Genomic DNA, 25,674 nt, shown 5'->3' with positions numbered 1-25,674 from the left:
ACGGACTTGCTGTGCGCATGCTCGCTCAAGAAGCACGATAGAGCTCAGGGAACGCAGTTCCCTGCACGGCCGTTGAAATCGAGACGAGATGAGGAGGCAGCTATGCCGTTCGAGAGACACGTTGTTCGCTCCGCCGCGCTCGCGGCCACACTCCTGGTTTCCAGCACCGCCTTTGCGGCCAACGAGCCCTATGGCGTGTGGGTTAATGATACCGGCCGCGGCGCCATCGAGATCAAGGACTGCGGCGGCAAGCTTTGCGGCCACGTGGTCTGGGTGAAGGATGCCAGCGACGCCAACGGCTGCGGCCGCCAGATCATCGGCGAGGCCGCAAGCGCGGGCGAGGGCGTCTGGGGCGGCGATTCCGCCTGGATCTACAGCCCCGAGAAAAAGAAGAAATACAACGTCGAGCTGACGCCGCTGAAGGATGGCACGCTCAAGGTCAAAGGCTATGCCGGCATCAGCTTCCTGTCGAAGACGATGATCTGGACCAAGGCCCCGGGTGATCTCACCCGTTGCACCACGCAGGAAGCGGCAGTTACGCCGGCACCCAAGGCCGATGGCGCTCCGGCTCCCGAAGCCAACAAGCAGCAGGCTGCGCCGGCCGATAAGGCCGCTCCCGCTCCCAAGTCCGATCAGCAGGATATCGCCTCGAACGAGAAGGAAGAGGGCGCCGACCTCAGCGACCTCAAGGACAAGTTCGGCGACGTGTTCACCAAGAAGGACGGCAAGTGCAAGCTGGACCTGCCCTGGGTGAAGCTCGACTTCGAATGCAAGGGCGACAACGCCGGGAAGTAGAGCTCGTCAAACTTTGACTATCGAACAGGCGGCGCGCCGGATAGGCTGCGCCGCCTTTTCTGTGCCGGACCACAGCGGTATCTCGAAGGACGTCATCCTGGCGCAGGCTGGGATCCACGGCACGCAGATGGACGGATCGCGGGATAGGCGCGTCACCTACAAGAGACATGCCTTCGACGTATCTGGACCCCGACCTCCGTCGGGGTGACGGTGTGTTTGTGGAAGCCGCTGCCCACCCTCAACGTCATCCCGGCGCAGGCCGGGATCCACGGCACGCAGATAGACGGATCGCGGGATAGGCGCGTCGCCTACAAGAGACATGCCTTCGACGTATCTGGACCCCGACCTGCGTCGGGGTGACGGTGTGTTTGTGGAAGCCGTTGCCCACCCTCAACGTCATCCCGGCGCAGGCCGGGATCCAGGACACGCAGAGAGGCGGATCGCGGGATCACACCGGGCGCGTCGCCTACAAGAGACATGCCTTCGACGTATCTGGACCCCGACCTCCGTCGGGGTGACGGTGTGTTTGTGGAAGCCGCTGCCCACCCTCAACGTCATCCCGGCGCAGGCCGGGATCCACGGCACGCAGATAGACGGATCGCGGGATAGGCGCGTCGCCTACAAGAGACGTGCCTTCGACGTATCTGGACCCCGACCTGCGTCGGGGTGACGGTGTGTTTGTGGAAGCCGCTGCCCACCCTCAACGTCGTCCCGGCGCAGGCCGGGATCCACGACACGTCAGCGGGAACGGTGATCAGAAGAGCCCCGTATACTTCGCCGCGAGCGCGGCAAGGCTCAACGCGCCGATCCACGTTGCGACGCGGCTGAAGCGATTGCGCCGGCTGGTTTCGCGCGCAATGCTGGCGATCGTGGCGGGGTCGAGCCGCACGCCATGGCGCGCCATCTCGGCAAGGCCCGAGGAGGCCCGCTCGGCTTCCGACAGCATGGCCGGAACCTCGGCCAAGACGCGCGCCAACGTGGTCGCGCCTTCGCCCGCTCTCTTGAGGTGTCCACGCGCGCCGTAGTTGGCCTGTACCCACTCTGCCGCAACCGGCTCCGAGGCAGTCCAGAGGTTGAGCGAGGGATCTAGACCACGCGCCACACCTTCCACGATCACCATGCTCTTCTGCAGCAGGATCAGCTCCGGCCGCGTCTCCATGTCGAACACGTCGGTGTAGGCGAAGAGCTGGCCGAGAAGGTCGGCCATCGAGATCTCGTCGGCGGTACGCCCATGGATCGGCTCGCCGATCGCACGGAGCGCCTGCGCGAACACCTCGACCGGATGATGCGGCGGAACATAGCCCGCCCAGAAGTGCACCTCGGCCGCCCGGTGATAATCACGCGTGATGAGGCCGTAAAGGATCTCCGCCAGGAACCGCCGCTCTTTATGTCCAAGCCGCCCCATGATGCCGAAATCGACGGCCACCACGTTGCCCGCCTTGTCGACGAACAGGTTGCCCTGGTGCATGTCGGCGTGGAAGAAGCCGTCGCGCATGGCGTGCGTGAGGAAGCTTCGGAGCACGGTGAGGCCGAGCTGCTTGAGGTCGTGCCCCTCCGCCTTGAGGCGCGCGTGGTCGGAGATCGGAATGCCGTCGATCCAGTCGGTCGTCAGCACGCGCTTGGAGGTGCGCTTCCAGTCGACGGAGGGAACACGGAACTTCTCGCCTTCGCCGATGTTCTCCGCCATCTCGGACATGGCCGCGCCTTCGAGGCGCAGATCCATTTCGAGCTCGGTGGTGCGAGCCAGGTTCTCGACCACGGCGACGGGCTTGAGCCGCCGCGACGGAGCATGAAACCGCTCGATCAGGTGCGCTGCGAAGAAGTAGCTGTCGAGGTCGCGCTTGAAGCGCTTCTCGACATTGGGGCGCAGGATCTTCACCGCCACTTCGCGCCGCTGGCCCTTGTCCAGCGTCACGGCCTTGTGCACCTGCGCGATCGACGCGGCAGCCACCGGCGGGCCGAATTCGACGAAATGATCCTCGAGCTTGCCGCCGAGCGCTTCCTCCACGGCACGGCGCGCTTCCGCCATGCTGAAGGGCGGCATCTTGTCTTGGAGATGGCCGAGATCGCCAGCCAGCTCCGGCCCGATCACGTCGCCGCGCGTCGCGAGGAACTGGCCGAGCTTGATGTACGAGGGGCCGAGCGCCGCGAGCGCGGAGGAGATGCGGCGCTGCTTCGGCTTCCCCATGTTGAAAGGAGCGGCCACGATCTGGACCGGTAGCGTGAGGAGGCGCGCGAACCGGAGCGCAAGCGGCACCGGCTGCCCCTTGGGCACGAAGCGCACCCCATGCTGGGCGAGCACCAGGCCCGCCCGCGAAAGCCGCCAAAGATTGGTGATTGCGTTTGCCATGCTGGCCCAAGCGGTACTTGGCCCGCCCGCCCCTGGCAAGCCGCCTCGTCGGACAGAGTTGCCGATATTTCCATTGTGGATCACGGGGATGATACAACTCTTGATCTGCAGCAGTCGGGGGCGCGTCCAGAATCGGGCTAGAAAGCCTTGAAGCCCATGAATTTTGTTCACGGCGCCGACAGTGCGCGACGAGACCCAAGGACACGAATGACCGCCGAGCCGAAGCTGCCGAAGTTCATCCATTTAAAGACGCACTCGGCCTATTCGCTGCTCGAGGGCGCGCTGCCGATCGGCAAGATCGCGAAGCTCGCCGAAGCCAACGGCATGCCGGCCATCGGCCTCACCGACACCAACAATCTGTTCGGCGCGCTCGAGTTCTCGGACAAGCTTTCGAGCGCAGGCATCCAGCCCATCTCTGGCGGTGCTTTCGATACGGACTTCGGCGACGGCACGCCGGCGGGTGGAGCAGCCGCTCTGATGCGGGTGGGGCAGAACGAGCCGCCGGTGCGCCCGGCGGGGCCGCTCGCCCTCTTTGCCTCGAATGCCGATGGCTATGCCAACCTCATCAAGCTCGCGAGCCAGGCCTTCCTGCTACCCGATCCGGTCGATCCCACGCACATCAAGATCGATGCGCTCGCCGAGCACAGCAAGGGTCTCATTGCGCTCACCGGTGGTCCTCTCGGTCCCATCGGCCGGGCGCTCTCGGAAGGGCAGGCCGATCTAGCGCGGGATCGCCTCATGCGGCTCCAGCGCATCTTCAACGGCAGCCTCTACGTTGAGCTGCAACGCCACGGCCTGAAGTCGGAGGAGGAGATCGAGCCGCAGCTCATCGCGCTCGCCTACGAGTTCGGAATCCCCCTGGTCGCGACCAACGAGGTCTACTTCGCAACGCCCGACGACTACGAGGCCCACGATGCACTCATCTGCATCGCCGACGGGCGCATGGTGACCGAGGACAACCGCCGCCGCGTCACGCGGGACCACTATTTCAAGAGCGCCGATGAGATGGCGGCGCTGTTCGCGGATCTGCCGGAGGCGCTGGAAAGCACCATCGAGATCGCGCAGCGTTGCGCCTATCGCCCGATGAAGCGCAAGCCGATCCTGCCGCGCTTCGTTGCTGCCGCCGACGCTGTGGGCATGAGTGATGAAGAGATGCTCGCGGCGGAGGCCGCCGAGCTCAATCGCCAGGCCGAGGAGGGCCTGCGCGCGCGCCTCGCGGTGAACGAGATCGCGCCGGGCTTCACTGAGGAGGACTACAGGAAGCGCCTGGCCTACGAGCTGGACATCATCGCCCGCATGAAGTTCCCGGGCTACTTCCTGATCGTGGCGGACTTCATCAAGTGGTCGAAGGCCAACGGCGTGCCGGTGGGTCCGGGCCGCGGCTCGGGTGCGGGCTCGCTCGTCGCCTGGTCGCTCACGATCACCGATCTCGATCCCTTGCGGTTCGGCCTGCTGTTCGAGCGCTTCCTGAACCCCGAACGCATCTCGATGCCGGACTTCGACATCGACTTCTGCCAGGAGCGGCGCGACCGCACGATCCGCTACGTGCAGGAAAAGTATGGCACGGACCGCGTAGCCCAGATCATCACGCACGGAAAGCTGCAAGCCCGCGCCGTATTGCGCGACGTGGGCCGCGTGCTGCAGATGCCGTACGGCCAGGTCGACCGGCTCTGCAAGCTCGTCCCCAACAACCCGGCCAATCCGGTGACGCTGCGCGAGGCGATCGACGGCGAGCCGAAGCTGCAAGAGGAGCGCGACGCCGATCCACTGGTCGCGCGCCTTCTCGAGATCGCCGAGAAGCTCGAAGGCCTCTATCGCCACGCGTCCACGCACGCCGCCGGCATGGTGATCGGCGACCGGCCGCTCGACGAGCTGGTGCCGCTGTATCGAGATCCCAAATCGAACATGCCCGTCACCCAGTTCAACTGGAAGATGGTCGAGGCGGCAGGCCTCGTGAAATTCGACTTCCTGGGCCTCAAGACGCTGACGGTGCTTACCAAGGCGGTGGAGCTGGTGAAGCGTGGCCGCGGCATCGAGATCGACCTGCTCGGACTGCCGCTCGACGACAAGCCATCTTACGAGCTGCTGGCCAAGGCCGATACGGCGGGCGTGTTCCAGCTCGAAAGCACGGGCATGCGCGAAAGCTTGAAGCGCCTGAAGCCGGACCGCTTCGAGGACATCATCGCCATGGTGGCGCTCTATCGCCCCGGCCCCATGGACAACATCCCGACCTACATCAACCGCAAGCACGAAGAGGAGCCGGTCGACTACCTGCATCCGATGCTGGAGGGCATTCTGAAGGAGACCTACGGCGTCATCATCTATCAGGAGCAGGTCATGCAGATCGCTCAGGTGATGGCAGGCTACTCGCTCGGCGATGCAGATCTTCTGCGCCGCGCCATGGGTAAGAAAGACAAGGATGAGATGGCGAAGCAGCAGGCGCGCTTCGTCGATGGCGCGCTGAAGAACGGCGTGAAGAAAGAGGACGCCGTCTACATCTTCGAGCTGGTGGACAAGTTCGCAGGCTACGGCTTCAACAAATCGCACGCCGCAGCCTACGCGCTCGTCAGCTATCACACGGCCTACATGAAGGCCAACTTCCGCGAGGAATTCCTGGCCGCCTCCATGACGCTCGACGCGGGCAACACCGACAAGCTCGCCATGTTCGCGGCCGAAGCCAAGAAGAGCGGCATTCGCGTGCTGCCGCCTTGCGTCAACGCCTCGGGCGTGGAGTTCCTGGCGGAAGCGCCCAAGAAGGGCGAGGCCCATGGCGCCATCCGCTACGCGCTGGCTGCGCTGAAGAACATTGGCGCCAGCGCCGTCGAGACCATCGTCGAGAGCCGCAACAAGAAGGGCCCCTATACTTCGCTCGCCGATTTCGCCTCCCGCATCAACACAAAGGCCGTGAACAAGCGCGCGCTCGAAACGCTTGCCGCTGCCGGATCCTTCGACGTGTTCGAGAAGAACCGTGCGCTCGTCTACGCCAACGTCGAGCAGATGATGACGGAAGCGGGCAAGAAGGCCGACGACGAGAGCACGGGGCAGGGAAGCCTGCTCGGCGGCATGGAGGCGAACGCAACGCCCGTTGTGCTGAAGCTCAAGCCGGCCGAAGCATGGACGCCCATGGAGAAGCTTCAGGAGGAGTTCGACGCAATCGGCTTCTTCCTCTCCGGCCATCCGCTCGATCAGTACGAGAAGGCGCTCGCGAAAATGGGCGTGCACCGCTACGTGGACTTCGAGATCGCGAGCGCGCGCGGCGTCACTGCGGGCCGTCTCGCCGGCATCGTCATTTCTGCGCGCGAGCGCCGCTCGCAGAAAGGCAACAAGTTTGCCTTCGCCATGTTCTCGGACACCAGCGGACAGTTCGAGGCCGTGATCTTCTCCGAGACGCTGGCCAATTCGCGCGGCCTCCTGGAGGCAGGAACCGCAGTCCTCCTGAACGTCGAAGGCGAGCGCGACGGCGACGCGTTGAAAATGCGCGTTCAGGATGTGAAATCGCTCGACGAGGCGGTTGAGCAGATCCCGCGATCCGTGAAAGCGATCCTCGATGGCGACGCGCTCGCGAAAAATCCTGCCCTCATCGAGCAGGTGAAGGCTCTCCTCAGCCCAGGCAAGGCCGAGCTCAAGATCGAGCTCCAGCTCCGCGACTACGAGCGCCCCGTGCCGATTTCTCCGAGAGGGAGATACGATTTGTCGGCCAAAACCATAGGTCGCATGACGACCGTCCCGGGCGTTATCGAGGTGACGGAAACCTGACGTAGCCGGCACCCGCGAGAGGCCGGAACAAACGCTGCGTCCCGGCGTTTGCTAGGCCATGCTCGATACTGTGGGTCAAGATGCGTTGTGGGAGCGTTTCGCGGGGGATGACACTTCCACCGAGTTCGTTCGCGTGGACGGCGACCAGCACGCGGCGACGATCGTATGCCTCCCCTGGCAGATGCCGTACCGGCTTGCGAAGGCCGCCCGCATCGTGCCGAAGCCGTTTCTCGCCTGCTATGAGATGCCACGCGCCATCGTCAGCTCAGAGCCAGAATTGTGCATTCGCGCGCTCAACGGCGTAATCGAGGACGCCACACAGGTTGCCGTGCGCGCGAAAATTCCACCTCGTGAGCTGCTCGTTGTCGGTTTGAGCATCGGAAACGCAGCCGCGACCCTGCTCGCCAACAAGTTGGGCGCCCGTCTCTGCTCCATCGCCTCGGCCGATCGCGGCGACCTAACGCTTTGGGAAAGCCCGGCCGCACGTCACGTAAAGGAGCGGGCGGAGGCCAAAGGCTACCGCTTGAGCGACTTCACACAGTCGCTCCAAGGCATGCATACCGTGGACAATCTTGCCAATCTCGCGCCCGGAAGCCGCTTCGTGGTCGGTCTCAGAGACGAGTTCCTGCCGAAGGCACGACGCGAAGGCCTCGTGCGCGCGGTGCAACGCGTTCTGCCGTCGGCCGAGGTGTCGTATGTCGATAGAGGCCACATCGGCACCATGACGGAGGCTTTGCGGCGCGGGTTCGTCTAGAACGCGCGCAAACGCATTGCGCCTTTTCCGCACCGGTGTGTGACTTGCCGTCGACAGCGTGTGCCAAATGCGCGCCGTATCTCTGCTGAAATATCACACGTCTCTTATTTTCCTGGGTGAATCGTGGTGCACTGAGGACCTAGACTACTCTGCGGGGAGTGTAGATGTTTCCGATTGGTGACGACAACAGCGCCCGGCGCTCCGTTCCCGTGGTCACCTACGCGCTGATCGCCATAAACATTCTGGTCTTCCTGCTGGAGCTGCAGGAAGGCGAAGGCTTCATTCGCAAGTGGGCCTTCATCCCCGCGCGCTTCTCGGGTGACCCGGCCAGCGATGCGGCAACGCTCTTCTCAGCCATGTTCATGCACGGCGGCTGGCTGCATCTCGGCGGCAACATGCTCTACCTCTGGATCTTCGGCGACAATGTCGAGGATCGCTTCGGATCCGTGCGCTATCTGCTGTTTTACATTGCGGCAGGCCTCGCGGCTTCGTTCGCGCAGTACGCCGTCAATCCCGCATCCTCGATCCCGAACGTCGGCGCCTCCGGCGCGATCGCAGGCGTGCTCGGCGCTTACATCCTGATGTTCCCGAAGGCGCGCGTGGATGTGCTGCTCGGCCGCCAAGTCGTCGCGATGCCCGCCTTCATCGTATTGGGTTTCTGGATCGTCCTGCAGCTCGTGAGTGGTGTGGGCTCCATCGCCGACACCGCCCAGACCGAGACTGGCGGCGTCGCTTACATGGCCCATGTCGGCGGCTTCGTTGCGGGGCTGGTGCTTGGCGTTCTTTTCGGCGGACTGCGCCGCCCGGATCGAATTGCGTGACGTAGCGCCGTGTCGCATCGCGTGCTGTGCTGCAGCATATTATGCTGCAATGCAATAAAGTTACGGAAGGCCCGCATTTGCCGAAAATCTGCGCGTATTGAAAATACATCCTTGTGACGTTGCAAAGTTTCACTTAGCCTATCGGGAAAAATAAGAAACGGCCTGCAAAGGGACGGACACGTCGAGGAAGGGCACGCGGCCAACGCCGTGATCCGTCTCGAACCCTTGGAGGTCCAAATGCCTGGTGGCTTCGTTAACGGTCCTTTTTCCCTGAAAAAGTCGGCTCTTCTCGCTGCGCTCGGCGTGGCGTGCCTTGCGCAGGGTGCTTCGGCTGGCGGTGAGCAGGCCGAGCGAGTTCGTGGTTATTTCTGTGACGCCAAGGCCGATCAGATCGCCTTCCTCAATTTCAAAGCGCGGGGCGAGACGGAGATCATCGCTGCGAATGAAGTCAACAAGGGCGTGGCAAAGCAGTCCTGCGCGCCGTACCTCCCGGTTCTCGCAATTCCAGGCAAGGAGCAGACCGTCATGAAGGACGGTCTCGTTTACAAGCTGCAGAGCTTCACCTTCCTTCCGGAGAAGGTCGAGCGGTGGAGCGGCACGGTGCTCGGCTCCTTGCAGTTGACCGCCAAGGATCAGGACATCTGAAGCCGGCCGCCGCCGGTGCAATTGAAAAGACCCCCGTCAGAGCTCTGACAGGGGTCTTTGTTGTCGATCTGGGGTCTGGCGTTTGGAGCGACTACCAGACGGTAGACTTGGCGCCGCCGACCTTGCGCTTCTTCGCCGGCGATGACGAATACGACGAGCAGAAGAAGAAGCATCCGCCGCTCGATTCCTCGACCACCTCGGGCTTGGGCCGCGGAGTGGGCTTCGAGATCTTCGCAACCACCTCCGGCATCTGCACCACGAAGTCCGTGCCGGCATAGCGCGTCTCGCTGCGGGCCATGTCGTAGCTCGAGACGATCAGCGTGGAGCCGGGCTTCATCACTTCCGCGATGAAGTCGGATGCCTCCTTCGGCAGCTTGATCCGGTCGAGCGTGCGGGCAGCCTTTGCCGTGTCGGTCTGCTGCGGCTGCGGGATCTGCTCCGCCTTGCGGGTCTTCTTGCGCGAGCCGAGGTCGTCGTCGAGGCTGCTGAGGCGCGTCGAGTACTCGTTCACCTCCGTTGCCGTCCAGGTGAGCGCTGTCTTGCTCTCATCCTTCCAGCCCGTCGCGGTGAACACGAACGTGTCGAGCGGCACGTCCGGGTTATCAATCGTGGCCTGCAGCTCGAGCACCCGCTCGAAGCCCTGGCGGATGTGGATCATGCCGGTCTTGGAGCTGATGAACATGGAAACCGGCAACTCGCGGTTAGCCTCCTGGCGATCGAAGGTCGCCACCGCCGATTTCGCGGACGTCTCGGCGACTGCGGCTTCCTTGATCTCAGCCTTCGCGGCCTTCAGGTTCTCCTGAGCCGTCGCGATCGCCTTCTCGGCGGCCTTCGCAGCCTCGTCCGCGCTCTTGGCGGCTTCGGCGGTGCTCTGGGCTTCAGCCGTGAGCGGGGCGATGCGCTCGCGCGCTGCGGCTTCCTGAGCACGAAGCTCCTGCAGCTTGTCGGCGCGGATCTTCGCTTCGTCCTTCGGAATGCGCGAGAGGATGGATTTGAGCTTACGCTCCTGCGAGTCGAGTGCGGTTTTGGCCTTGTAAGCGGCGCGCGCGGCGCTGCTCGCCGTCGCGCGGGCCTGCTTCGCGCCTGTCCGTGCGTCGGCCAGCGCCTGGCTGGCGGATTTCTCACCGGCCGTGGCCGCAGTCCGGCGCTCGCCGGCCTTCGTCACGGCATCGACGAGACCCTGGCGCGCAGCGCGGCGGGCTTCGGCAGCACCTTCCAGTGTGCGGCCAGCAGGCTCGGTCGCGGCATGGGCCGAGCTGACGCCCAGCAGCGTTTCCGCAACGTCCACACCCATCTTCACCGCCTTCTCGCCGGTGGTCTCGGCCTTGTCGCCGATCGGCTTTTCAGCCCCGACCGACGGCAGCGCCGTGAACAGGAACGGATGCTCGAACTGCACCGGAGACTGCACATCCGGCGCGATCACGACGCGCTGGTTGAGGTCGGTGAGGTTGAAGAACTTGCGGGCGAAGTCGAACGGCAGGCGCACGCAGCCGCCCGAGGCCGCATAGCCCGGAATGACGCCGCCATGAAGCGCGATGCCCGTCATCGTCAGGCGCTGCATGTGGGGCATCTTGGCGTCGAGATAGATGTTCGACGTGTGATCGACCTTCTTCTCGAGAATGCTGTAGATGCCGACCGGCGTCTCGTGGCCCGGCCGCCCGGTCGAGACGCGCGTCTGAACGACGAAGCCGCTTTTGTCGTACACGAACATCCGCTGCTGGTTGAGCGAGACGAGCATGAGCAGCGGACCGTCGGCCTGGAGCGGCTTGGCCTGCTCGACAGGTGCGCGGGTGGACTGCCTCGCTCTGCGCTCTGAGGTCTGGGCCTCTGCGGGCACCACTGCGACCTGGGTGAACAAAGCCAGCGCGACAGAGGCGCAGGCAATCTTGGAAAACATGAAATTCGCCCGAGTGCGATGGGACGAGAAATAAAGCACCGTGTACCCCCTGAAGGCCCTTGAAAAACCGTGGCTGGGCAACCCTAAGTGCCCCATGCAACGGTTAATTTGTGGATCATGACGATTTAGACTTCAATAGGTTACCCCGCATCGGTTATCGAATTATCTCCACTTGTTCCGAAATTTGCGCGTGGGTGGTCTCGAACCTCCACAATGGGCGCACATCATGGACTGAACGCGGCAGACTGGACCGCGTTTCGCAGAAAAACCGAAAACCGTTCGACGAAATTACCGGAGGTAGCCGCGCTTACGGGCGCCAAGGCTTCTGAGGCGCTTCAGCAGCCTCGGCTTCATGCGTCCGTGCACGATTTATTTCGCGCGTGACGGCAAAAAGCGCCTCTTTCACGCCCACGCCTGAAACCGCAGAGAGCACGAGCGGCTTCTTTCGCGCCGCCTTCTGCAGCTCGGCCACGCGCTCCGCGAGCGTCTCCTCGTCGAGCGCATCGCACTTCGAAAGCGCGACGATCTCTTTCTTCTTCGCGAGATCGCCGTCGTAGGCTTTCAGTTCGCGCCGCACGGTGCGATAGGCCTCTCCCACGTTTTCTTGCGTCGCATCGACGAGATGGAGGAGAACCTGCGTGCGCTCCACGTGTCCGAGGAAGCGCGTGCCGAGCCCCGCGCCCTCGTGCGCGCCCTCGATCAGGCCCGGAATGTCGGCCAGCACGAAATCCCGCTCGCCCGCGCGCACGACGCCAAGATTGGGATGCAGCGTCGTGAACGGATAGTCGGCGATCTTGGGCTTTGCCGCTGACACGGCGGCGAGGAATGTCGATTTGCCCGCGTTCGGAAGGCCCACGAGGCCCGCATCCGCGATCAGCTTGAGGCGCAGCCAGATCGTCAGCTCCTCCCCCGGCAGTCCGGGATTGGCGTGACGCGGCGCTTGATTGGTCGCGCTCTTGAAATGGGCGTTGCCGAAGCCGCCGTTGCCGCCGTGGGCGACCACGAAGCGCTGTCCGACTTCCGTCATCTCCGCGAGCACGGTTTCCTGGTCCTCCGCGAGAACCACGGTTCCCGGCGGCACTTTCACGATGATGTCCTCGCCATTCGCGCCAGCGCGGTTCTTGCCCATGCCATTGATGCCGCGCTGGGCTTTGAAATGCTGCTGGTAGCGATAGTCGATCAGCGTGTTGAGATTGTCGACGCAGGCGATCACCACGTCGCCGCCATTGCCGCCGTCGCCGCCGTCCGGGCCGCCGAACTCGATGAACTTTTCACGCCGGAAGCCGACGCATCCGTTGCCCCCGTCACCGGCCTTCACATAGATCTTGGCGAGATCGAGAAACTTCATGGGGTACGTCTCCAGAACATCGCCGTAAGCGGTCGGTTGAGCTCATAGGACTGCGTGGGAAACTCGGCGCGGCGCGCATCGCACCATGCGGTGCAGAGCCCGTTCGCGCGAAAGCCGAGCTTCTGAATCACGCGCCGCGAGGCCGCGTTGTCCACGAAATGACAGCACGTCAGCCGCTTGAAGCCGGCCGTCGTGAAACAATGGCGCACGAGAGCCGAGGCCGCCTCCGTGGCGAAGCCGAGCCCCCACCAGGGTTTGCCGATCCAGTAACCGATCTCTGCCGATCGGTCCTCGTTCGCGACATAGCCGACGGCGCCGATCAGCGTGCCGTGATGCACGACCGCGCGCACGAACTCTTCGGGGCCGAGCGTGTCCATCCACTCGCGCGCGAGCTCTTCCGAGTAGGGATAGGGAATCCGGGCGGTCTGCCGCGCCACATCCCAATCACCCGCCAGATGCGCGAACTCCGGCGTGTCGCTATCGGTAAGCTCGCGCAGAACCAACCGCCGGGTTTTGATCGGCTTGGCCAGAACGGTCCGATGGTTTGTGCTCGTCAGCATGGATGGTCGACGGAGTAATTGGCCTTCGTCGCGAAATTGGTGGCGGAAGCTGAGAAAATCGAGTGCCCTCGACGCGGAGTGTACCGGACCCTGCGGGTCGCTAGAACGAAAAAGGGGGGATGGTGCCCATCCCCCCTCGGCTGTTGGTTAAGCGCGGGCCGTTACTCGGCCGCTGCCAGCTTCTCGGGAAGCACGGAGATGTAGACGCGGCCGTTCTTCTTGGTGTCGAACTGCACCGTGCCTTCCTCGACGGCGAAGATGGTGTGGTCCGTGCCGATGCCGACGCCCGTGCCCGGATGCCACTGCGTGCCGCGCTGGCGGCAGAGGATGTTGCCGGGAATGACGTGCTCGCCACCGTACTTCTTGATGCCGAGACGCTTCGAATGTGAGTCGCGGCCGTTCTTGGTTGAGCCGCCAGCTTTCTTTTGTGCCATAGCGAGAGTTCCTCGATTGGGAGCAGCGTATGCCGCGCTCCGTGATGCTGCTTAGCCAGTGATGCCCGTGATGCGCACGGTGGTGAGGTCCTGCCGGTGACCGCGCTTGCGGCGCGAGTTCTTGCGGCGGCGCTTCTTGAAGGCGATGAGCTTCGGGCCGCGCGTCTGCTCGACGAGCTCCGCGGTGACCTTGGCGCCCGACGGCAGAGACTTGCCGACCTTGACGTCAGCCCCGCTGCCGACCAGCAGCACATCCGTGAATTCGATTTTGCTTCCGGCGTCTCCGTCGAGCTTCTCGATCGTGAGAACGTCGTCTTTGGCGACGCGATACTGCTTGCCGCCCGTCTTGATGACAGCGTACATGATTTGCCTCTCTTCGCGCTTTAAGCGCATTGGGTCTCGTCCGCGCCCTGTGGCGGTGCAATTACCTGCACACTTTCAAGGGGTTGCAAAATTTGCAACCTGAGCCTCGGGCAGCGCTCTTGACGCCGCAAGCCCAAAAGCCTGCCGCGCTGGCGCTCTTATGATGGAAAGCCCGTTCAAAGTCAATCTGTTGGGGAAGATGCGCCCTACAACCTGCCGGTGTCGAGCTTTGGCGCCTCGGAACCCCGACCGGCTGCCGAGCGTTCGTCCGGCTGAGGAATGAACCCAAAATCGAGACAAGACGAGCACCCCCGATGGCAGACCCCACAGTGTCGAATTCTTCTCCCCCGCTTCGGCGCGTGCGCGAAGGTGCGATGATTGCCGGCGTTTGCGGCGGTCTCGCGCGCTGGCTTGGCTGGGACCCGACGATCACGCGTCTCGTCTACATCGTGGCGACCGTCGCCTCGATCGGCTTTCCGGGAATCCTGACCTATCTCCTGCTTTGGCTCATCATGCCGCGCGACGGAGCATGAGCCGCAGCCTGCCTTCTCCGTGCACCGCAACAATCCTGTCTTGACGGCCGCTGTTTAAAGCCTACCTCTAGCGCTCGCCCTGCAACACCAGGACATGCGGCCGGAGGCCGCCCGTTCCATGCTTTCCTCCGCCACAGCGCACAGCACGCTCGAGCCGATCCCGGTGCTCGAAACCGGCCCTTCGTTCGCGATGGAAACGCTGGTCGCGCACGAGACGCGGGCACATGCGCTCCTCGATCTCGCAACGGGACCGCTTCCGTCTGCCGCCCTTCGCCAGCTCGACAAGGTCTCCCGGCGCTGGCTTGCCAAATGGGAAAACGTCCACCTGGCGGAGATCGACGCCATCGCCGCGCGTCTCGCGCGACCCGGCGCCTACTTTCTTTCCGTGAACTACGAATGGGCCTGCACCTGCCGCGTCGCGCCGGATTCGCGCCGCAAGAGCGCCCGCCTCGTGCGCGTGCTCGATTGGCGCACGCCAGGTCTTGGCCGCCACGTTTTGGCTGCGCACGTGCAGGGTGAGAAGGGGCCGTTCGTGACTCTCACCTGGCCCGGCTACACCGGCGTGCTGACCGGCATGGCGCCTGGCCGCTTCTCGGCCGCGCTCAATCAGGCGCCGATGCGCAAGGCGATCGGCTTCTATGTGCTCGACTGGGCAGTGAGCCGCAGGCGGGTCTGGACGATGCCCCATCCCACGCCCGCGCACCTCCTGCGTTCGGTGTTCGAAACGGCGGCCGATTTCTCCGAAGCCCGGGTGCGGTTGACGACAGAGCCCATCTCGACCCCGGCGATCTTTTCACTCGCCGGCACGCGAGCGAGCGAAACCGTCGTCATCGAGCGCACGGAGACAGACGCCCGCGTTCACGTCGGGCCGAACGTGGCGGCCAATCACTGGGAGGCTCCCGGCTGGCGAGGCCGCTCCCGTGGCGCGCAGAGTGGCGAGCGTGCATCCATGATGCACTGCATCATGCCGGAGGTGGTTCCCGATTTTTCCTGGCTGAAACCACCGATCCTTAACCCAACCACACGTGTTGTGATGGTGTCGGACGCGGCAGAGGGCAGACTGGTGGCACAAGGCTTCGAGGATATGCGCCCCGCCACGGCCGTGCTCGAGCTGTCCTTGTGACGGCAGCACAGAACCGCAAAGTGTTCCGTAGGAAACATGTCACTCCGCGCCGTTCGGTGTAGAGTGGCCGGAATTTTAGGTTGGATCAGGAACCGGGAGGTTCGCCATGGATGACCTCTTTGAACACCTCATGGAGAGTGAGCGCGACAAGTCGATCAATGGCTTCTACACGCACTTCATCGTGTTTATCGCCGTTATCGCCGGCCTTGCGATCATCAATCTGATTTCGGGAGACGCCTTCTGGATTCAGTGGGTTATTCTGGGCTGGGGCACAGGCATCGCCTTTCATGCCTATCAGGTTTTCATCAAGAAGCCCCAGCAGGAGCAGAAGCTGCGCGAGCTACGCTCGGCGCGCGATGAGCAGCGGGCGGCCGCCGCCGGACAACAGCAAACGCCTGCGACGATGGATACGCCTCCTCCCGCGACCGGCGAGGAGCCCGGCAAGCCTGCGGCTTGAGACGCGTTTTGTCGAAAGCGAGCGGTTGCGGAAATAGAAAAGGGCGCCGGATCCAATGGATCCGGCGCCCTTGATCGTTGAGCGAGCCTTTAGAAGAGGCCCTCGATCTGGCCGTTCTCGTTGAGACGGATCGAGTCGGCGCTCGGCACCTTGGGCAGGCCCGGCATGGTCATGATCTCGCCGGTGATGACCACCACGAACTCCGCGCCCGCCGAAAGGCGAAGCTCGCGGACCGGAACGATGTGGCCGGTGGGCGCGCCGCGCTTGGTCGGATCGGTCGAGAACGAGTACTGCGTCTTGGCCATGCAGACCGGCAGGTGCCCGAAGCCCATGGCCTCGAGCTCCTTGAATCGCGTTTCCACCGCGCCGTCGCACGAGATGTCGGCTGCACGATAGATCTCGGTCGCGATGGTCTTCACCTTGTCGCGCAGCGGCATCGAATCCGGATAGAGCGGCTTGAATGCGGCCTTGCCAGAGTTCGCAACCTCGACGACGTGGTGCGCCAGCGCCTCCGTGCCCTTGCCGCCGTCAGCCCAGTGCGTGCACATGAAGGCGCGCGTGCCCATGCTCTCCGCGGCCTTCATCACCTCCTGGATCTCGGCGTCGGTATCGGTGATGAAGCGGTTGACGGCAACCACGGCCGGCACGCCGAACTTGCCGACGTTCTCGATGTGGCGCTTGAGGTTCTCGCAGCCCTTGGCCACAGCGGCCACGTTCTCGTGCTTGAGGTCCTCTTTCGCCACGCCGCCGTGCATCTTGAGAGCGCGGACGGTCGCGACGATAACGGCCGCAGCCGGCTGCAGGCCCGCCTTGCGGCACTTGATGTCGAAGAACTTCTCGGCGCCGAGATCGGCGCCGAAGCCGGCTTCCGTCACGACGTAGTCGGAGACCTTGAGTGCGCTCTTCGTGGCAAGCACGGAGTTGCAGCCGTGGGCGATGTTCGCGAACGGGCCGCCGTGGATGAACACGGGGTTGTTTTCGAGCGTCTGCACCATGTTCGGCATCAGCGCGTCCTTGAGCAGCACGGTCATCGCGCCGTCGCCCTTCACGTCGCGCGCACGCACGGGCTTCTTGTCGCGGGTATAGCCGACGATGATGTTGCCGAGCCGCTTCTCGAGATCCTTGAGATCCGAGGAGAGGCAGAGAATGGCCATCACTTCCGAGGCGACCGTGATGTCGAAGCCGTCCTCGCGTGGGAAGCCGTTCGAGACGCCGCCGAGCGAGTTCACGATCGAGCGGAGCGCGCGATCGTTCATGTCGAGCACGCGGCGCCACTCCACGCGGCGGCTGTCGAGGCCGACGGCATTGCCCCAATAGATGTGGTTGTCGATCAGCGCGGACAGCAGGTTGTGGGCGCTGGTGATGGCATGGAAGTCGCCGGTGAAGTGGAGGTTGATGTCCTCCATCGGCACGACCTGCGCATAGCCGCCGCCCGCCGCGCCGCCCTTCACGCCGAAGCACGGCCCGAGGGAGGGCTCGCGCAGGCAGCACATGGCCTTCTTGCCGATACGGTTAAGGCCGTCGGAAAGACCGACTGTTGTTGTCGTCTTTCCTTCGCCGGCCGGGGTGGGGCTGATGGCCGTAACCAGGATCAGCTTGCCGTCGGGGCGCGTATTCAGCGCATTGATGAAATCGAATGAGAGCTTGGCCTTCGTGGACCCGTAAGGGATGATCGCGTCGGCCGGAATGCCCAGTTTGGCCGCCACCTCGGTGATCGGCTTCATCTTGGCTTCGCGCGCGATCTCGATATCTGATTTCACCGTCACGGGGGTCCCTCCGATTGGACGTTTCTGTGTAGATGCGGCCCGCTTTTTATGCGGGCCGGAGCAAGCCGCGATATTGGCTTTTTGCGCGCGCTTCGCCAAGCGGTTCACTAAAAAATGGACACGATGACGCGACGCAATCTTCACTTCGCAGGTGCGATAGTTGAATGAAGGTGAACATTGCCCGGGCTTGCGGCGGGCAAGCCTCGTTCCGGCGTTTGCAGGGACCGGTCCAAGCGCTCTATATGGCGCGGACGGTTTGCAAGCCCGGGTAGGCAGGCGGCACGAAATTGCAAAATTTGCGAAGACGGCAGGATATGGCGAGCACGGCGAAAGATACCGACATTGATGATCTCGTGACCGTGCGCGATTGGCTTCGCTATGCCACTAGCCGGTTCAGCGAGGCGAACCTTGTTTTCGGCCACGGCACGGAAACCGCCCTGGACGAGGCGGCTTTCCTCATTCTCACCCTTCTGCATCTCCCGGTCGACCAGCTCGAGCCCTGGCTCGAAGCCCGCCTGACGCGCGAGGAGCGCCGCAAGATCTCGGCCGTGCTGGAGGAGCGCATCTCTTCCCGCAAACCGGCTCCCTATCTCGTGAATACGGCCTGGATAAAGGGGCGGCGCTTCTATGTGGACGAGAGGGTGATCGTGCCCCGGTCCTACATCGGCGAGCTTCTGGACGATGCATTGTCGACGGTGGTTTCGGATCCGGACGGTGTGGAGAGCGTTCTCGATCTCTGCACGGGCTCCGGCTGCCTCGCCATCCTGGCGGCTCTGACCTTCCCCGAGGCTGCCGTGGACGCTGTCGACATTTCGCCCGGCGCTCTGGAGGTTGCCGAGCGCAATGTCGACAGCTACGGCCTCGCCGATCGCGTGACCCTCTATCGCTCCGACCTGTTTTCCGGCCTCGCGGGCAAGACCTACGATCTCATCATTTCGAACCCACCCTATGTGACGGCCGCCGCCGTGGACGCCTTCCCGCCGGAATACAAGGCCGAGCCTCAGCTCGCCCACTTGGGCGGCGAGGACGGCATGGATCTGGTGCGTCGCATACTGACGGAGGCCGCGGCGCATCTCACTCCCGAGGGGGTTCTGGTCGTTGAAGTTGGCATGGCGCGCGATACGCTTGAAACCGAATACCCCGATTTGCCGTTTCTTTGGCTCGATACGGAGCAAAGTGAGGGCGAGGTGTTCGCCCTCCCGGCCGAAGCCCTGAAGCGGATCGGCCGCGGATCGCGATAAGTCTGACATAGCGCGGATGAATCGTGGTCTAGATTGGCGCTCGGACGGAGTGACGGCAATGAACCACGACATCCCGCAGGAAACCGCCTGGAAGCATCGCGAGCTGATGTTGAAGGTGGCACGCAGGCCAGGGTTCTGCTGTTGCTGCGTCTGCCTTCCGAGGGAGGATCGGCGCCGCGCGCGGCGCGTGTTCCGCCTGACCCGCAAGGTCATCCGCGCCTGGGACAAGGAGCGCGAAGCTCATGAGCGCGCCCTCATAACGCCGGACACACGCACATGAGCATCGCGACGCGCAGTCTCGAATTCGGCTCGCGGCTCGCGGCGTTGCTGGGCATCAGCCTCGTTTTGAGCTTTCTCGCGCCCGGGTCTGCGCTCCGCGCGGCAGACGCACCCATCGTCATCAAGTTCAGCCATGTGGCGGCCCCGCAGGCGCACAAAAGCCGCGCAGCCGAGCACTTCAAGCAACTCGCGGAGAGCTACACCAACGGCCGCGTGAAGGTGGAGCTTTACCCGAACTCCCAGCTTTACAAGGACAAGGAGGAGCTGGAGGCGCTTCAGCTCGGAGCCGTGCAGATGCTGGCGCCCTCCGTTTCGAAGTTCGGCCCCCTCGGCATCAAGGCCTTCGAGGTCTTCGATCTGCCCTACATCTTCGCCGGATACGAGGAGCTGTCCGCCGTCACGCAGGGACCCGTAGGGCGCGAGCTTCTCGACAAGCTTGAAAGCAAGGGCCTGATCGGCCTCGCTTACTGGAACAACGGCTTCAAGATCCTTTCGGCAAACAGCAAGCTTCTAGGTCCCGATGACGTGCTGGGGCTCAAGATGCGCATCCAGGCTTCGAAGGTGATCGAGGCGCAGATGTGGGCTCTGGGCGCGCTGCCTCAGGTCACCGCCTTCTCGGAAGCCTATCAGGCCCTCTCGTCCGGCGTGGTGGATGGCACGGAGAACACGCCAGCCAATATGTACAACCAGAAAATGTTCGAGGTTCAGAAGCACGCGACGCTCACCAATCACGGCTATCTCGGCTATGCCGTGATCTCGAACGCGGCCTTCTGGAAAGGCCTGCCGCCGGATATTCGCGCGGCCCTCGAACGAGCCATCGCGGAGACGACGCCGGTTGCCAATGCGCTCGCGCACGAGGAGAACGAGCAGGCACTCGAGCAGATGCGGAAATCCGGCCGCACCACATTTCACGAGCCCACACCCGCCGAGCTGGCAGCATGGCGAGCCGCACTTCTGCCGGTTCACGACGAGATGGCCGGCCGCGTGGGCCGCGATCTGATCGACCGCATCTACGCCGCGACCGGCCACACGGCCCGGCAGCCCGCTATGCGCTGACCAGCACGTCGAACCCGCCCATCGACATTTTCTTTATGTCGAACGGCATCGTCTTGGGATCCATGCCGGCGAGGCGCTCGTCCTTCATCACCTTCGCGTTGACCTGATCGCGGTGAGCGCGCGAGCGATAGACGATCCATGAGAAGACCGCGGTCTCGTCCGGCTTGAGCTTGAGCAGTTTGGGAAACGGCCGGCCGAACGGCATGTCGAGATCCTGGCCCACGCATTCGCGATATTCGAGCGCGCCGTGGTCGCGCCAGACTTTTCCGGCCTTTTTCGCGATCTTGCGATAGTCCTCGATGTTGCTCTTGGGGACGATGAGCACGAAACCATCCACATAGGCCATAGCGCTTCCTTTCTTTGCTCCTTTGCTTCGTTCCCTAAGTAGGAAACGGCGTGCCGGATGGCCAGGGATAGTGAAATACCGAGGGGCGGGTTCGCACGGCCACGGATGGATCGTGACGCGGCGGCGAACTCGTGCGATAGCGGTTTCGCTAGAGAGAAGAAATCCAGGTCACCTAAGGCCGCCAGGGGGAAGCGATGAGCGAACGTAGGGCCAAGCCCGCGCGCATTCTGGATTCGCTCGAGGAAATTATCATCGCGACGCTGCTCGCCTCAGCAACGACGCTCATTTTCGTTGCGGTGGCGCAGCGCTATGGCCTGTCGGGTGTGGCGTCTGTCTATCGATGGTCGCGCGCCGAAGGGATCGAGTGGCTGACGGGGTTCTCGCGCAGCCTGTTCTTCACCATCGCTTATGTGCGCCTTACTTGGGCGCAGGAACTCTGCATTTTCATGGTCGTCTGGATGGCGAAGTTCGGCGCCGCCTATGGCGTTCGCACCGGCATCCACGTGGGCGTCGATCTCCTGGTGGAACGGCTCACCGGGCAATCGAAGCGCATCCTGATCGTGGCGGGGCTGCTTGCGGGCGCATTGTTCACCGTGATCATCGGCACGCTCGGTGCGCATCTCGTCTGGCACATCGCCAGGACGGGCCAGACATCCGCGGTGCTCGAGGTGCCGATGTGGATCGTCTATCTCGCGGTTCCGCTGGGCTCATACCTCATGTGCTATCGTTTTATCGAGGTCGCCTGGACGTTCTGGCACACCGGAGAGCGGCCGCATCACGATCCGGGCAAGGTCGAAGGCGTTGAAACGGCGCCCGACGCGGAGGCCGCCCGATGACAGCGGCCTTCATATTCCTCGTCCTCATCGCCCTGCTCCTCGTCGGCATGCCCGTCTCGATCGCGCTCGGCCTCACGGTTCTCACTGTCCTGTTCGTGGTGACCGACGTTCCGCTCGACGCCGTGGCCTTGAAGCTCTTCACCGGCATCGAGAGCTTCGAGCTCATGTGCGTGCCGTTCTTCATCCTGGCCGGCAACTTCCTCACCCACGGCGGCGTGGCGCGGCGCATGATCCGCTTCGCGACCGCGATGACGGGACACTGGCCGGGCGGGCTCGGCCTCGCGGCCGTGGTGGCGTGCGCGATCTTCGCGGCCGTGTCCGGCTCCTCGCCCGCGACCGTCGTCGCCATCGGATCGATCATGATCCCGGCTATGGTGGCGCGCGGCTATCCGAAAAGTTTCGGCGCTGGCGTGGTTGCCTCCTCGGGCGCCCTCGGCATTCTCATTCCGCCGTCGATCGTGATGGTGCTCTATGCCGTCGCAACCTCCGGAATGGCGGTGAAGGGTCCCGGCGGAGAGCGTGTCTACGCCGCCTCCGTCGACGATCTCTTCATGGCAGGCGTGGTGCCGGGCATCATGCTCGCCACCATTCTGGCGCTGACGACGGTGTGGCTCGCCTGGCGGCGCGGCTATCCGCGCAGCGAGCGCGAGTCCTGGAGTGAGCGCTTTTCGGCTTTGGCGGATTGCTTCTGGGGGCTGGCACTCATCGTGATCGTGATGGGCGGAATCTACGGCGGCGTCTTCACACCCACCGAGGCGGCGGCCGTAAGCGCGGTCTATGCTTTCATCGTCGCGGTTTACATCTATCGGGACTTGAAGCTCTCCGACGTTCCGCGCGTGCTGCTCGCCTCGGCCAGCATGAGCGCGATGCTCCTCTACATCATCACCAACGCCGTGCTGTTCTCGTTCCTGCTGACGCACGAGCAGATCCCGCAAGCGATCGCGGATTGGCTGGTGGCGCAGGGCTTCGGAAAGATCTCGTTCCTCGCCGTGGTGAATGTCGTGCTGCTCGTTGCCGGCTGTTTCATGGAGCCCGCTTCGGTGACGCTGATCCTGGCGCCGATCCTGTTTCCGGTCGCAGCCCAGCTCGGCGTCGATCCGGTTCACTTCGGCATCATCATGGTGGTCAACATGGAGATCGGCATGCTGACGCCGCCCGTTGGGCTCAATCTCTATGTCGCGAGCGGAATCTCGCGCCTTGGCCTCACCACCATGTCACGCGCGGTTCTTCCGTGGCTCGTGACGATGATCGGCTTCCTGTTCCTGGTGACCTACTGGCCGGACCTCTCGCTCGCGCTGCCGCGCTGGCTCGGCATGATGCGATAGAAAAACCCTCCCCCCGCCTTCGCGGAGAGAGGGTTAGGATGAGAGGCAGCCGCTTGTGCCGCGGCTTGCGCCCTCCCTGCAGGATTTCAAACCATCATCGTTCCGGGCGCTGTCTGTCCGTAACGGGATGCATCAGCCGAATGCGCCCCAGTGGTGCGAGATGCCCGTGCCGATCTCGCGCACGAGCTCGTAGGCCTTCTCCATCGGCTCCAGGATTTCCGTCTCAATGCGGCCGTAGTCGTCGATGCCCTTCGGAAGATACGTCGCCTTTTCGTTGAAGGCGGCGTCGTCGTAAGCGCCCGAGGCCCGCCGCGGGAACGCCTGGCGCACCACGTTGATCACCTCGGGGATCTCGAGCCCGAGAGCTTGCCGAATGATCTGGTCGTGGGTGACCTCGTTGGTCGGCGTGAAGCGCGGAAGCTGCGCGGTGAGAATGAAGATGCGCATGATCAGCGCCGCGCGGATCGCCTGAAGCAGATCGAGCTCCATGCGATGATCGTCGGGCAGCTTGCCGCCTTCGAGGCCGATCTCCTCCAGAATGCCATGCAACTCGATGGCGTCGAGGCGAAGATAGTGGGCAAGGCCGTTGATCTTCTGGGCCCGGTCGTCGTCGAGCAGGTGCTCGGCCAGGAACTTGAAGGCGCCGTCGAGATGCGGCTCCCGTGCCCAGGAAGCGCGCTGCGCCCAGAAGCCGGGATCGAATACGATGGCGTTGACGCCGACCGCGTTGAGGCTCGAAAGCTGCTTGGCACGCGCGATCATCTCGATCAACGGACGCAGGCGCTGCGATCTCTTCGCCATTTCGACGAAGCGCTCGCGATCACTTCCCACTGCCGCGCCGAGCCCGGCCACCACGTTCGCCACATAGCCGAACTGCTGAAGGATGGCGTTGTTCGGAATGGCGCGCATGCGGGCGGGATCGCCGCGATCGGAGTGATGCTCGCCCTGCCTCTTGACCGGGCGTGAGCCCGTCTTGAACAGCAGGTTCGCGCCGAACGCGCCGAGCAGCGCCCGGTAGCCCGGATGCGCGAAGAGCTCCTGCTGGTAGTCGCGAAGACGGAGCTGGAAGTCGAGCGCGAGATTGGTGTCCGTGTAGAACGGATCCTCGCCCTCGCCCGGGTCCTTGCCGCTCATGACGATGGTGGCGAGCGCGCGCTGTGCGAACAGGCGGTTGGCGAAATAGAGATAGCCGTCGCCGCCCTGGAAGCTCGTCTCGTGCTTCACCGGCAGGCCATGCCGGAAGAAGCGCCAGCGAGATTCGCCGGGGAACACGTAGCGCAGGCGCCGGCGGAGCGGGCCGGGATGCGCGCCGCGGCCCATGCTTTCGCCGTGCGTGGAGAAGATGAGCGTCTCGACGCCCGGAACGTTCGCCTTCCGCACCACTTCCGCAAGTCCGTGATGCAGGCGCTCATGCGCGAGGCCGGCCGCGATCTGGCCGATGAAACGGCCCGCGTCCGAGTAGCCGGTCTGCACGGCAAGGCGGCCGCGCTTCGAGACGTAGTCGCGATAGGCGTCGGTCGACAGCAGGCGCTCGATGAGGCGCGGGCCGGTCTCGAGCGCGGCCGGCGTCTCGAACAGCGGCGAGATGTCGACGATCTCCGAAACGCCGAACAGCTTGGCGAAATAGACGGCGATCAGGATCGTGGCCGGGCTTTCGCACTCCGCGATCAGGTAGCGGATGGGTGTGTCGGCGTCGAGGTGCTTGGCGATCTGGGCGACCATCGCGAACTGGCGGATCGCGGTGGCGTTCTCGAGATCGAGCGTCTCGAAGTTCACATCCTCCGGCTTCACCGTGTTGATCATCTCGACGATGCGGGCCTGCGCCTGCCGCTCCGTGAGATTGCGCGTCCAGCTCTCGTGCACGAAGGCGCGGAACGCGTTGTTGATCTGCACCGCGTTGACGCGCACGTGGATGTGGCTCATGCCGAGGCCAGTGGCGCGCAGCAGGCCGGCGAGCGCCGTCACGGCGACCTTGGCCTTCTTGTCCTCCACCGTGTCCACGATCTGCTCGAACAGCGCGAGCAGCGGCTTGGCACTGGTGATGGCGTGGCCGTCGCTTTGCGTGATGACGTTTGCGGCCTGCGCCAGCGTGAACCCGTCCTTGCCGACGGCGCTCAGCGCTTTGATCTGCGCTTCCGTTGCCGCGATCGCGAGATCGAGCTTGCCGGTCATCTGGCGCGTGAGCCGCTGAATCTCGCCGCCCTCGCCGAGCAGGGGCTTCAGCGCGAGAAAGCGCTCACGGATGTCCGCGAGCGCCGCCATCTTTTCCTTGAGGCGCACGATGAACGAGAACGACCACTTGATGTCCGTACGCCCGTCGAGGTCGTATCCCACCCACGACGCGAACGTTGCGAGCTGCGGGTCGGCCTTGAGCGCCTGGGCGCCATAGCTCGCGTAGGCGGTGTCGAAGAAGTCGGTCAGGAGGTCGAAATAGGCATCCCGCAAGCTGCGGATCGCGCTCTGGACGCGTGCGTGCTCGTACTCGAGCGTCAGGTTCGGATCGGGGCGATGCGGTAGCCCGATGGTCTGGCCCTCGGCCGAGCCGGAGATGGCGATCTCGGCCATCCGGTTCGAAAGGGCTTCCGACAGTCCGAACGTCGGATGCGCGGTGAACACAATGCCGTTACGGGCGCGGGCAAAGCGCGCCTTGAATGCCTCGAAATCCTTGCCCGCTGCGGTCTGGGCCACGAAGTCGGAGAATTCTTTGCGGGTTGCAGCCTCGCTCTCCACGCCGATCTGCTCCTTGAGCAGGAGCGCGCGGTGGATGCAGGCGCTGTCCATCAGGCGCGTTGCGAGCGTTTTGAGATCGTCGAAGCTGATCGCGCCGGATTCGAGCTTTCTGGAAAGGTCGAAGGCGATCGCCACGATCGGATTGAGCGTCGGCTGATCGGGAATTTGCGAGCGAAGCGCCTTGAGCTCGGCGCGAAGGGCGGTTTCGTCGATCTTGGAATAGCCGGGGGACGGCTTGTTTGACATCGTGTTCTCCACA

The 25,674-nt window shown here is 63.9% G+C and carries 22 protein-coding genes; 13 read left to right on the top strand and 9 right to left on the bottom strand.

Features of this window, described 5'->3' with window-relative positions; genetic code table 11:
• Positions 1 to 102: 102 nt before the first annotated feature.
• Complete coding sequence (locus PE058_RS17990; protein WP_271029000.1) at positions 103 to 795, top strand: DUF2147 domain-containing protein; 693 nt, start codon at positions 103 to 105, stop codon at positions 793 to 795.
• Between the two features lie 754 nt (positions 796 to 1,549).
• Here the strand turns inward: PE058_RS17990 and ubiB are convergent.
• Positions 1,550 to 3,145, bottom strand: coding sequence for a 2-polyprenylphenol 6-hydroxylase (ubiB, locus tag PE058_RS17985; protein WP_020085113.1), 1,596 nt, complete (start codon positions 3,143 to 3,145; stop codon positions 1,550 to 1,552).
• Between the two features lie 207 nt (positions 3,146 to 3,352).
• On the opposite strand from ubiB, the gene dnaE reads away from it, so the two are divergent.
• From dnaE to PE058_RS17965, 4 genes are all read left to right on the top strand, one after another.
• Positions 3,353 to 6,901, top strand: coding sequence for a DNA polymerase III subunit alpha (gene dnaE / locus PE058_RS17980; RefSeq protein ID WP_020085114.1), 3,549 nt, complete (start codon positions 3,353 to 3,355; stop codon positions 6,899 to 6,901).
• Between the two features lie 58 nt (positions 6,902 to 6,959).
• Positions 6,960 to 7,655, top strand: a complete 696-nt coding sequence (locus PE058_RS17975; RefSeq protein WP_020085115.1) for a hypothetical protein — start codon at positions 6,960 to 6,962, stop codon at positions 7,653 to 7,655.
• A 164-nt stretch (positions 7,656 to 7,819) separates the two neighbouring features.
• On the top strand, positions 7,820 to 8,476 hold the full coding sequence (locus tag PE058_RS17970; protein WP_020085116.1) for a rhomboid family intramembrane serine protease: 657 nt from the start codon (positions 7,820 to 7,822) through the stop codon (positions 8,474 to 8,476).
• Positions 8,477 to 8,713: 237 nt separating this feature from the next.
• Positions 8,714 to 9,121, top strand: coding sequence for a hypothetical protein (locus PE058_RS17965; RefSeq protein ID WP_020085117.1), 408 nt, complete (start codon positions 8,714 to 8,716; stop codon positions 9,119 to 9,121).
• 91 nt (positions 9,122 to 9,212) lie between these two features.
• Here the strand turns inward: PE058_RS17965 and PE058_RS17960 are convergent, their stop codons facing one another.
• From PE058_RS17960 to rplU, 5 genes are all read right to left on the bottom strand, one after another.
• Positions 9,213 to 11,018, bottom strand: coding sequence for a L,D-transpeptidase family protein (locus tag PE058_RS17960; RefSeq protein WP_020085118.1), 1,806 nt, complete (start codon positions 11,016 to 11,018; stop codon positions 9,213 to 9,215).
• A 307-nt stretch (positions 11,019 to 11,325) separates the two neighbouring features.
• Positions 11,326 to 12,366, bottom strand: a complete 1,041-nt coding sequence (obgE, locus tag PE058_RS17955; RefSeq protein ID WP_020085119.1) for a GTPase ObgE — start codon at positions 12,364 to 12,366, stop codon at positions 11,326 to 11,328.
• Positions 12,363 to 12,926 (bottom strand): GNAT family N-acetyltransferase, encoded by a 564-nt coding sequence (locus tag PE058_RS17950; protein WP_020085120.1) that lies wholly within the window; start codon positions 12,924 to 12,926, stop codon positions 12,363 to 12,365. The genes obgE and PE058_RS17950 overlap by 4 nt, the downstream gene beginning before the upstream one ends.
• A 161-nt stretch (positions 12,927 to 13,087) precedes the next feature.
• Complete coding sequence (gene rpmA / locus PE058_RS17945) at positions 13,088 to 13,360, bottom strand: 50S ribosomal protein L27 (protein WP_020085121.1); 273 nt, start codon at positions 13,358 to 13,360, stop codon at positions 13,088 to 13,090.
• A 51-nt stretch (positions 13,361 to 13,411) separates the two neighbouring features.
• The gene (gene rplU, locus PE058_RS17940; protein WP_020085122.1) at positions 13,412 to 13,723 is read right to left on the bottom strand and encodes a 50S ribosomal protein L21; all 312 of its coding nucleotides are present in this window, start codon (positions 13,721 to 13,723) and stop codon (positions 13,412 to 13,414) included.
• Between the two features lie 314 nt (positions 13,724 to 14,037).
• On the opposite strand from rplU, the gene PE058_RS17935 reads away from it, so the two are divergent.
• The 3 genes from PE058_RS17935 (at position 14,038) to PE058_RS17925 (ending at position 15,836) form a co-directional block, all read left to right on the top strand.
• On the top strand, positions 14,038 to 14,256 hold the full coding sequence (locus tag PE058_RS17935) for a PspC domain-containing protein (protein ID WP_040497928.1): 219 nt from the start codon (positions 14,038 to 14,040) through the stop codon (positions 14,254 to 14,256).
• 118 nt (positions 14,257 to 14,374) lie between these two features.
• Positions 14,375 to 15,379, top strand: coding sequence for a hypothetical protein (locus PE058_RS17930; protein WP_020085124.1), 1,005 nt, complete (start codon positions 14,375 to 14,377; stop codon positions 15,377 to 15,379).
• A gap of 106 nt (positions 15,380 to 15,485) precedes the next feature.
• Positions 15,486 to 15,836, top strand: a complete 351-nt coding sequence (locus PE058_RS17925) for a 2TM domain-containing protein (protein WP_271028999.1) — start codon at positions 15,486 to 15,488, stop codon at positions 15,834 to 15,836.
• 89 nt (positions 15,837 to 15,925) lie between these two features.
• On the opposite strand, the gene PE058_RS17920 is transcribed toward PE058_RS17925, so the two are convergent.
• Positions 15,926 to 17,560: a formate--tetrahydrofolate ligase gene (locus PE058_RS17920; RefSeq protein WP_245257648.1), complete on the bottom strand. Its 1,635-nt coding sequence runs from the start codon at positions 17,558 to 17,560 to the stop codon at positions 15,926 to 15,928.
• A gap of 356 nt (positions 17,561 to 17,916) precedes the next feature.
• On the opposite strand from PE058_RS17920, the gene prmB reads away from it, so the two are divergent.
• From prmB to PE058_RS17905, 3 genes are read left to right on the top strand one after another with little or no spacing between them, the layout of a single operon-like run.
• On the top strand, positions 17,917 to 18,843 hold the full coding sequence (gene prmB, locus PE058_RS17915; RefSeq protein ID WP_271028998.1) for a 50S ribosomal protein L3 N(5)-glutamine methyltransferase: 927 nt from the start codon (positions 17,917 to 17,919) through the stop codon (positions 18,841 to 18,843).
• Between the two features lie 58 nt (positions 18,844 to 18,901).
• Entirely contained in the window at positions 18,902 to 19,123 is a 222-nt protein-coding gene (locus PE058_RS17910; RefSeq protein WP_020085128.1) for a hypothetical protein, read from the top strand.
• Entirely contained in the window at positions 19,120 to 20,178 is a 1,059-nt protein-coding gene (locus tag PE058_RS17905; protein WP_020085129.1) for a TRAP transporter substrate-binding protein, read from the top strand. Before PE058_RS17910 ends, PE058_RS17905 begins: the two co-directional genes overlap by 4 nt.
• Here the strand turns inward: PE058_RS17905 and PE058_RS17900 are convergent.
• Positions 20,168 to 20,524, bottom strand: a complete 357-nt coding sequence (locus PE058_RS17900; RefSeq protein ID WP_020085130.1) for a DUF1428 domain-containing protein — start codon at positions 20,522 to 20,524, stop codon at positions 20,168 to 20,170. The two genes, PE058_RS17905 and PE058_RS17900, sit on opposite strands and share 11 nt — an antisense overlap.
• Positions 20,525 to 20,718: 194 nt before the next feature.
• On the opposite strand from PE058_RS17900, the gene PE058_RS17895 reads away from it, so the two are divergent.
• Both PE058_RS17895 and PE058_RS17890 read left to right on the top strand, forming a co-directional pair.
• Positions 20,719 to 21,360: a TRAP transporter small permease gene (locus PE058_RS17895; protein ID WP_020085131.1), complete on the top strand. Its 642-nt coding sequence runs from the start codon at positions 20,719 to 20,721 to the stop codon at positions 21,358 to 21,360.
• Positions 21,357 to 22,685, top strand: coding sequence for a TRAP transporter large permease (locus tag PE058_RS17890; RefSeq protein ID WP_271028997.1), 1,329 nt, complete (start codon positions 21,357 to 21,359; stop codon positions 22,683 to 22,685). Before PE058_RS17895 ends, PE058_RS17890 begins: the two co-directional genes overlap by 4 nt.
• Positions 22,686 to 22,817: 132 nt before the next feature.
• Here PE058_RS17890 and PE058_RS17885 read toward each other — a convergent pair whose 3' ends face one another.
• Positions 22,818 to 25,661, bottom strand: a complete 2,844-nt coding sequence (locus tag PE058_RS17885) for a phosphoenolpyruvate carboxylase (protein WP_271028996.1) — start codon at positions 25,659 to 25,661, stop codon at positions 22,818 to 22,820.
• Between the last annotated feature and the right edge of the window lie 13 nt (positions 25,662 to 25,674).

Source organism: Hyphomicrobium sp. DMF-1 (genome assembly GCF_027886585.1).
Classification (GTDB): domain Bacteria; phylum Pseudomonadota; class Alphaproteobacteria; order Rhizobiales; family Hyphomicrobiaceae; genus Hyphomicrobium_C; species Hyphomicrobium_C zavarzinii.
The sequence above is the reverse complement of the archived record's forward strand: the minus strand, read 5'-3'. Positions and strand labels throughout refer to the sequence as shown.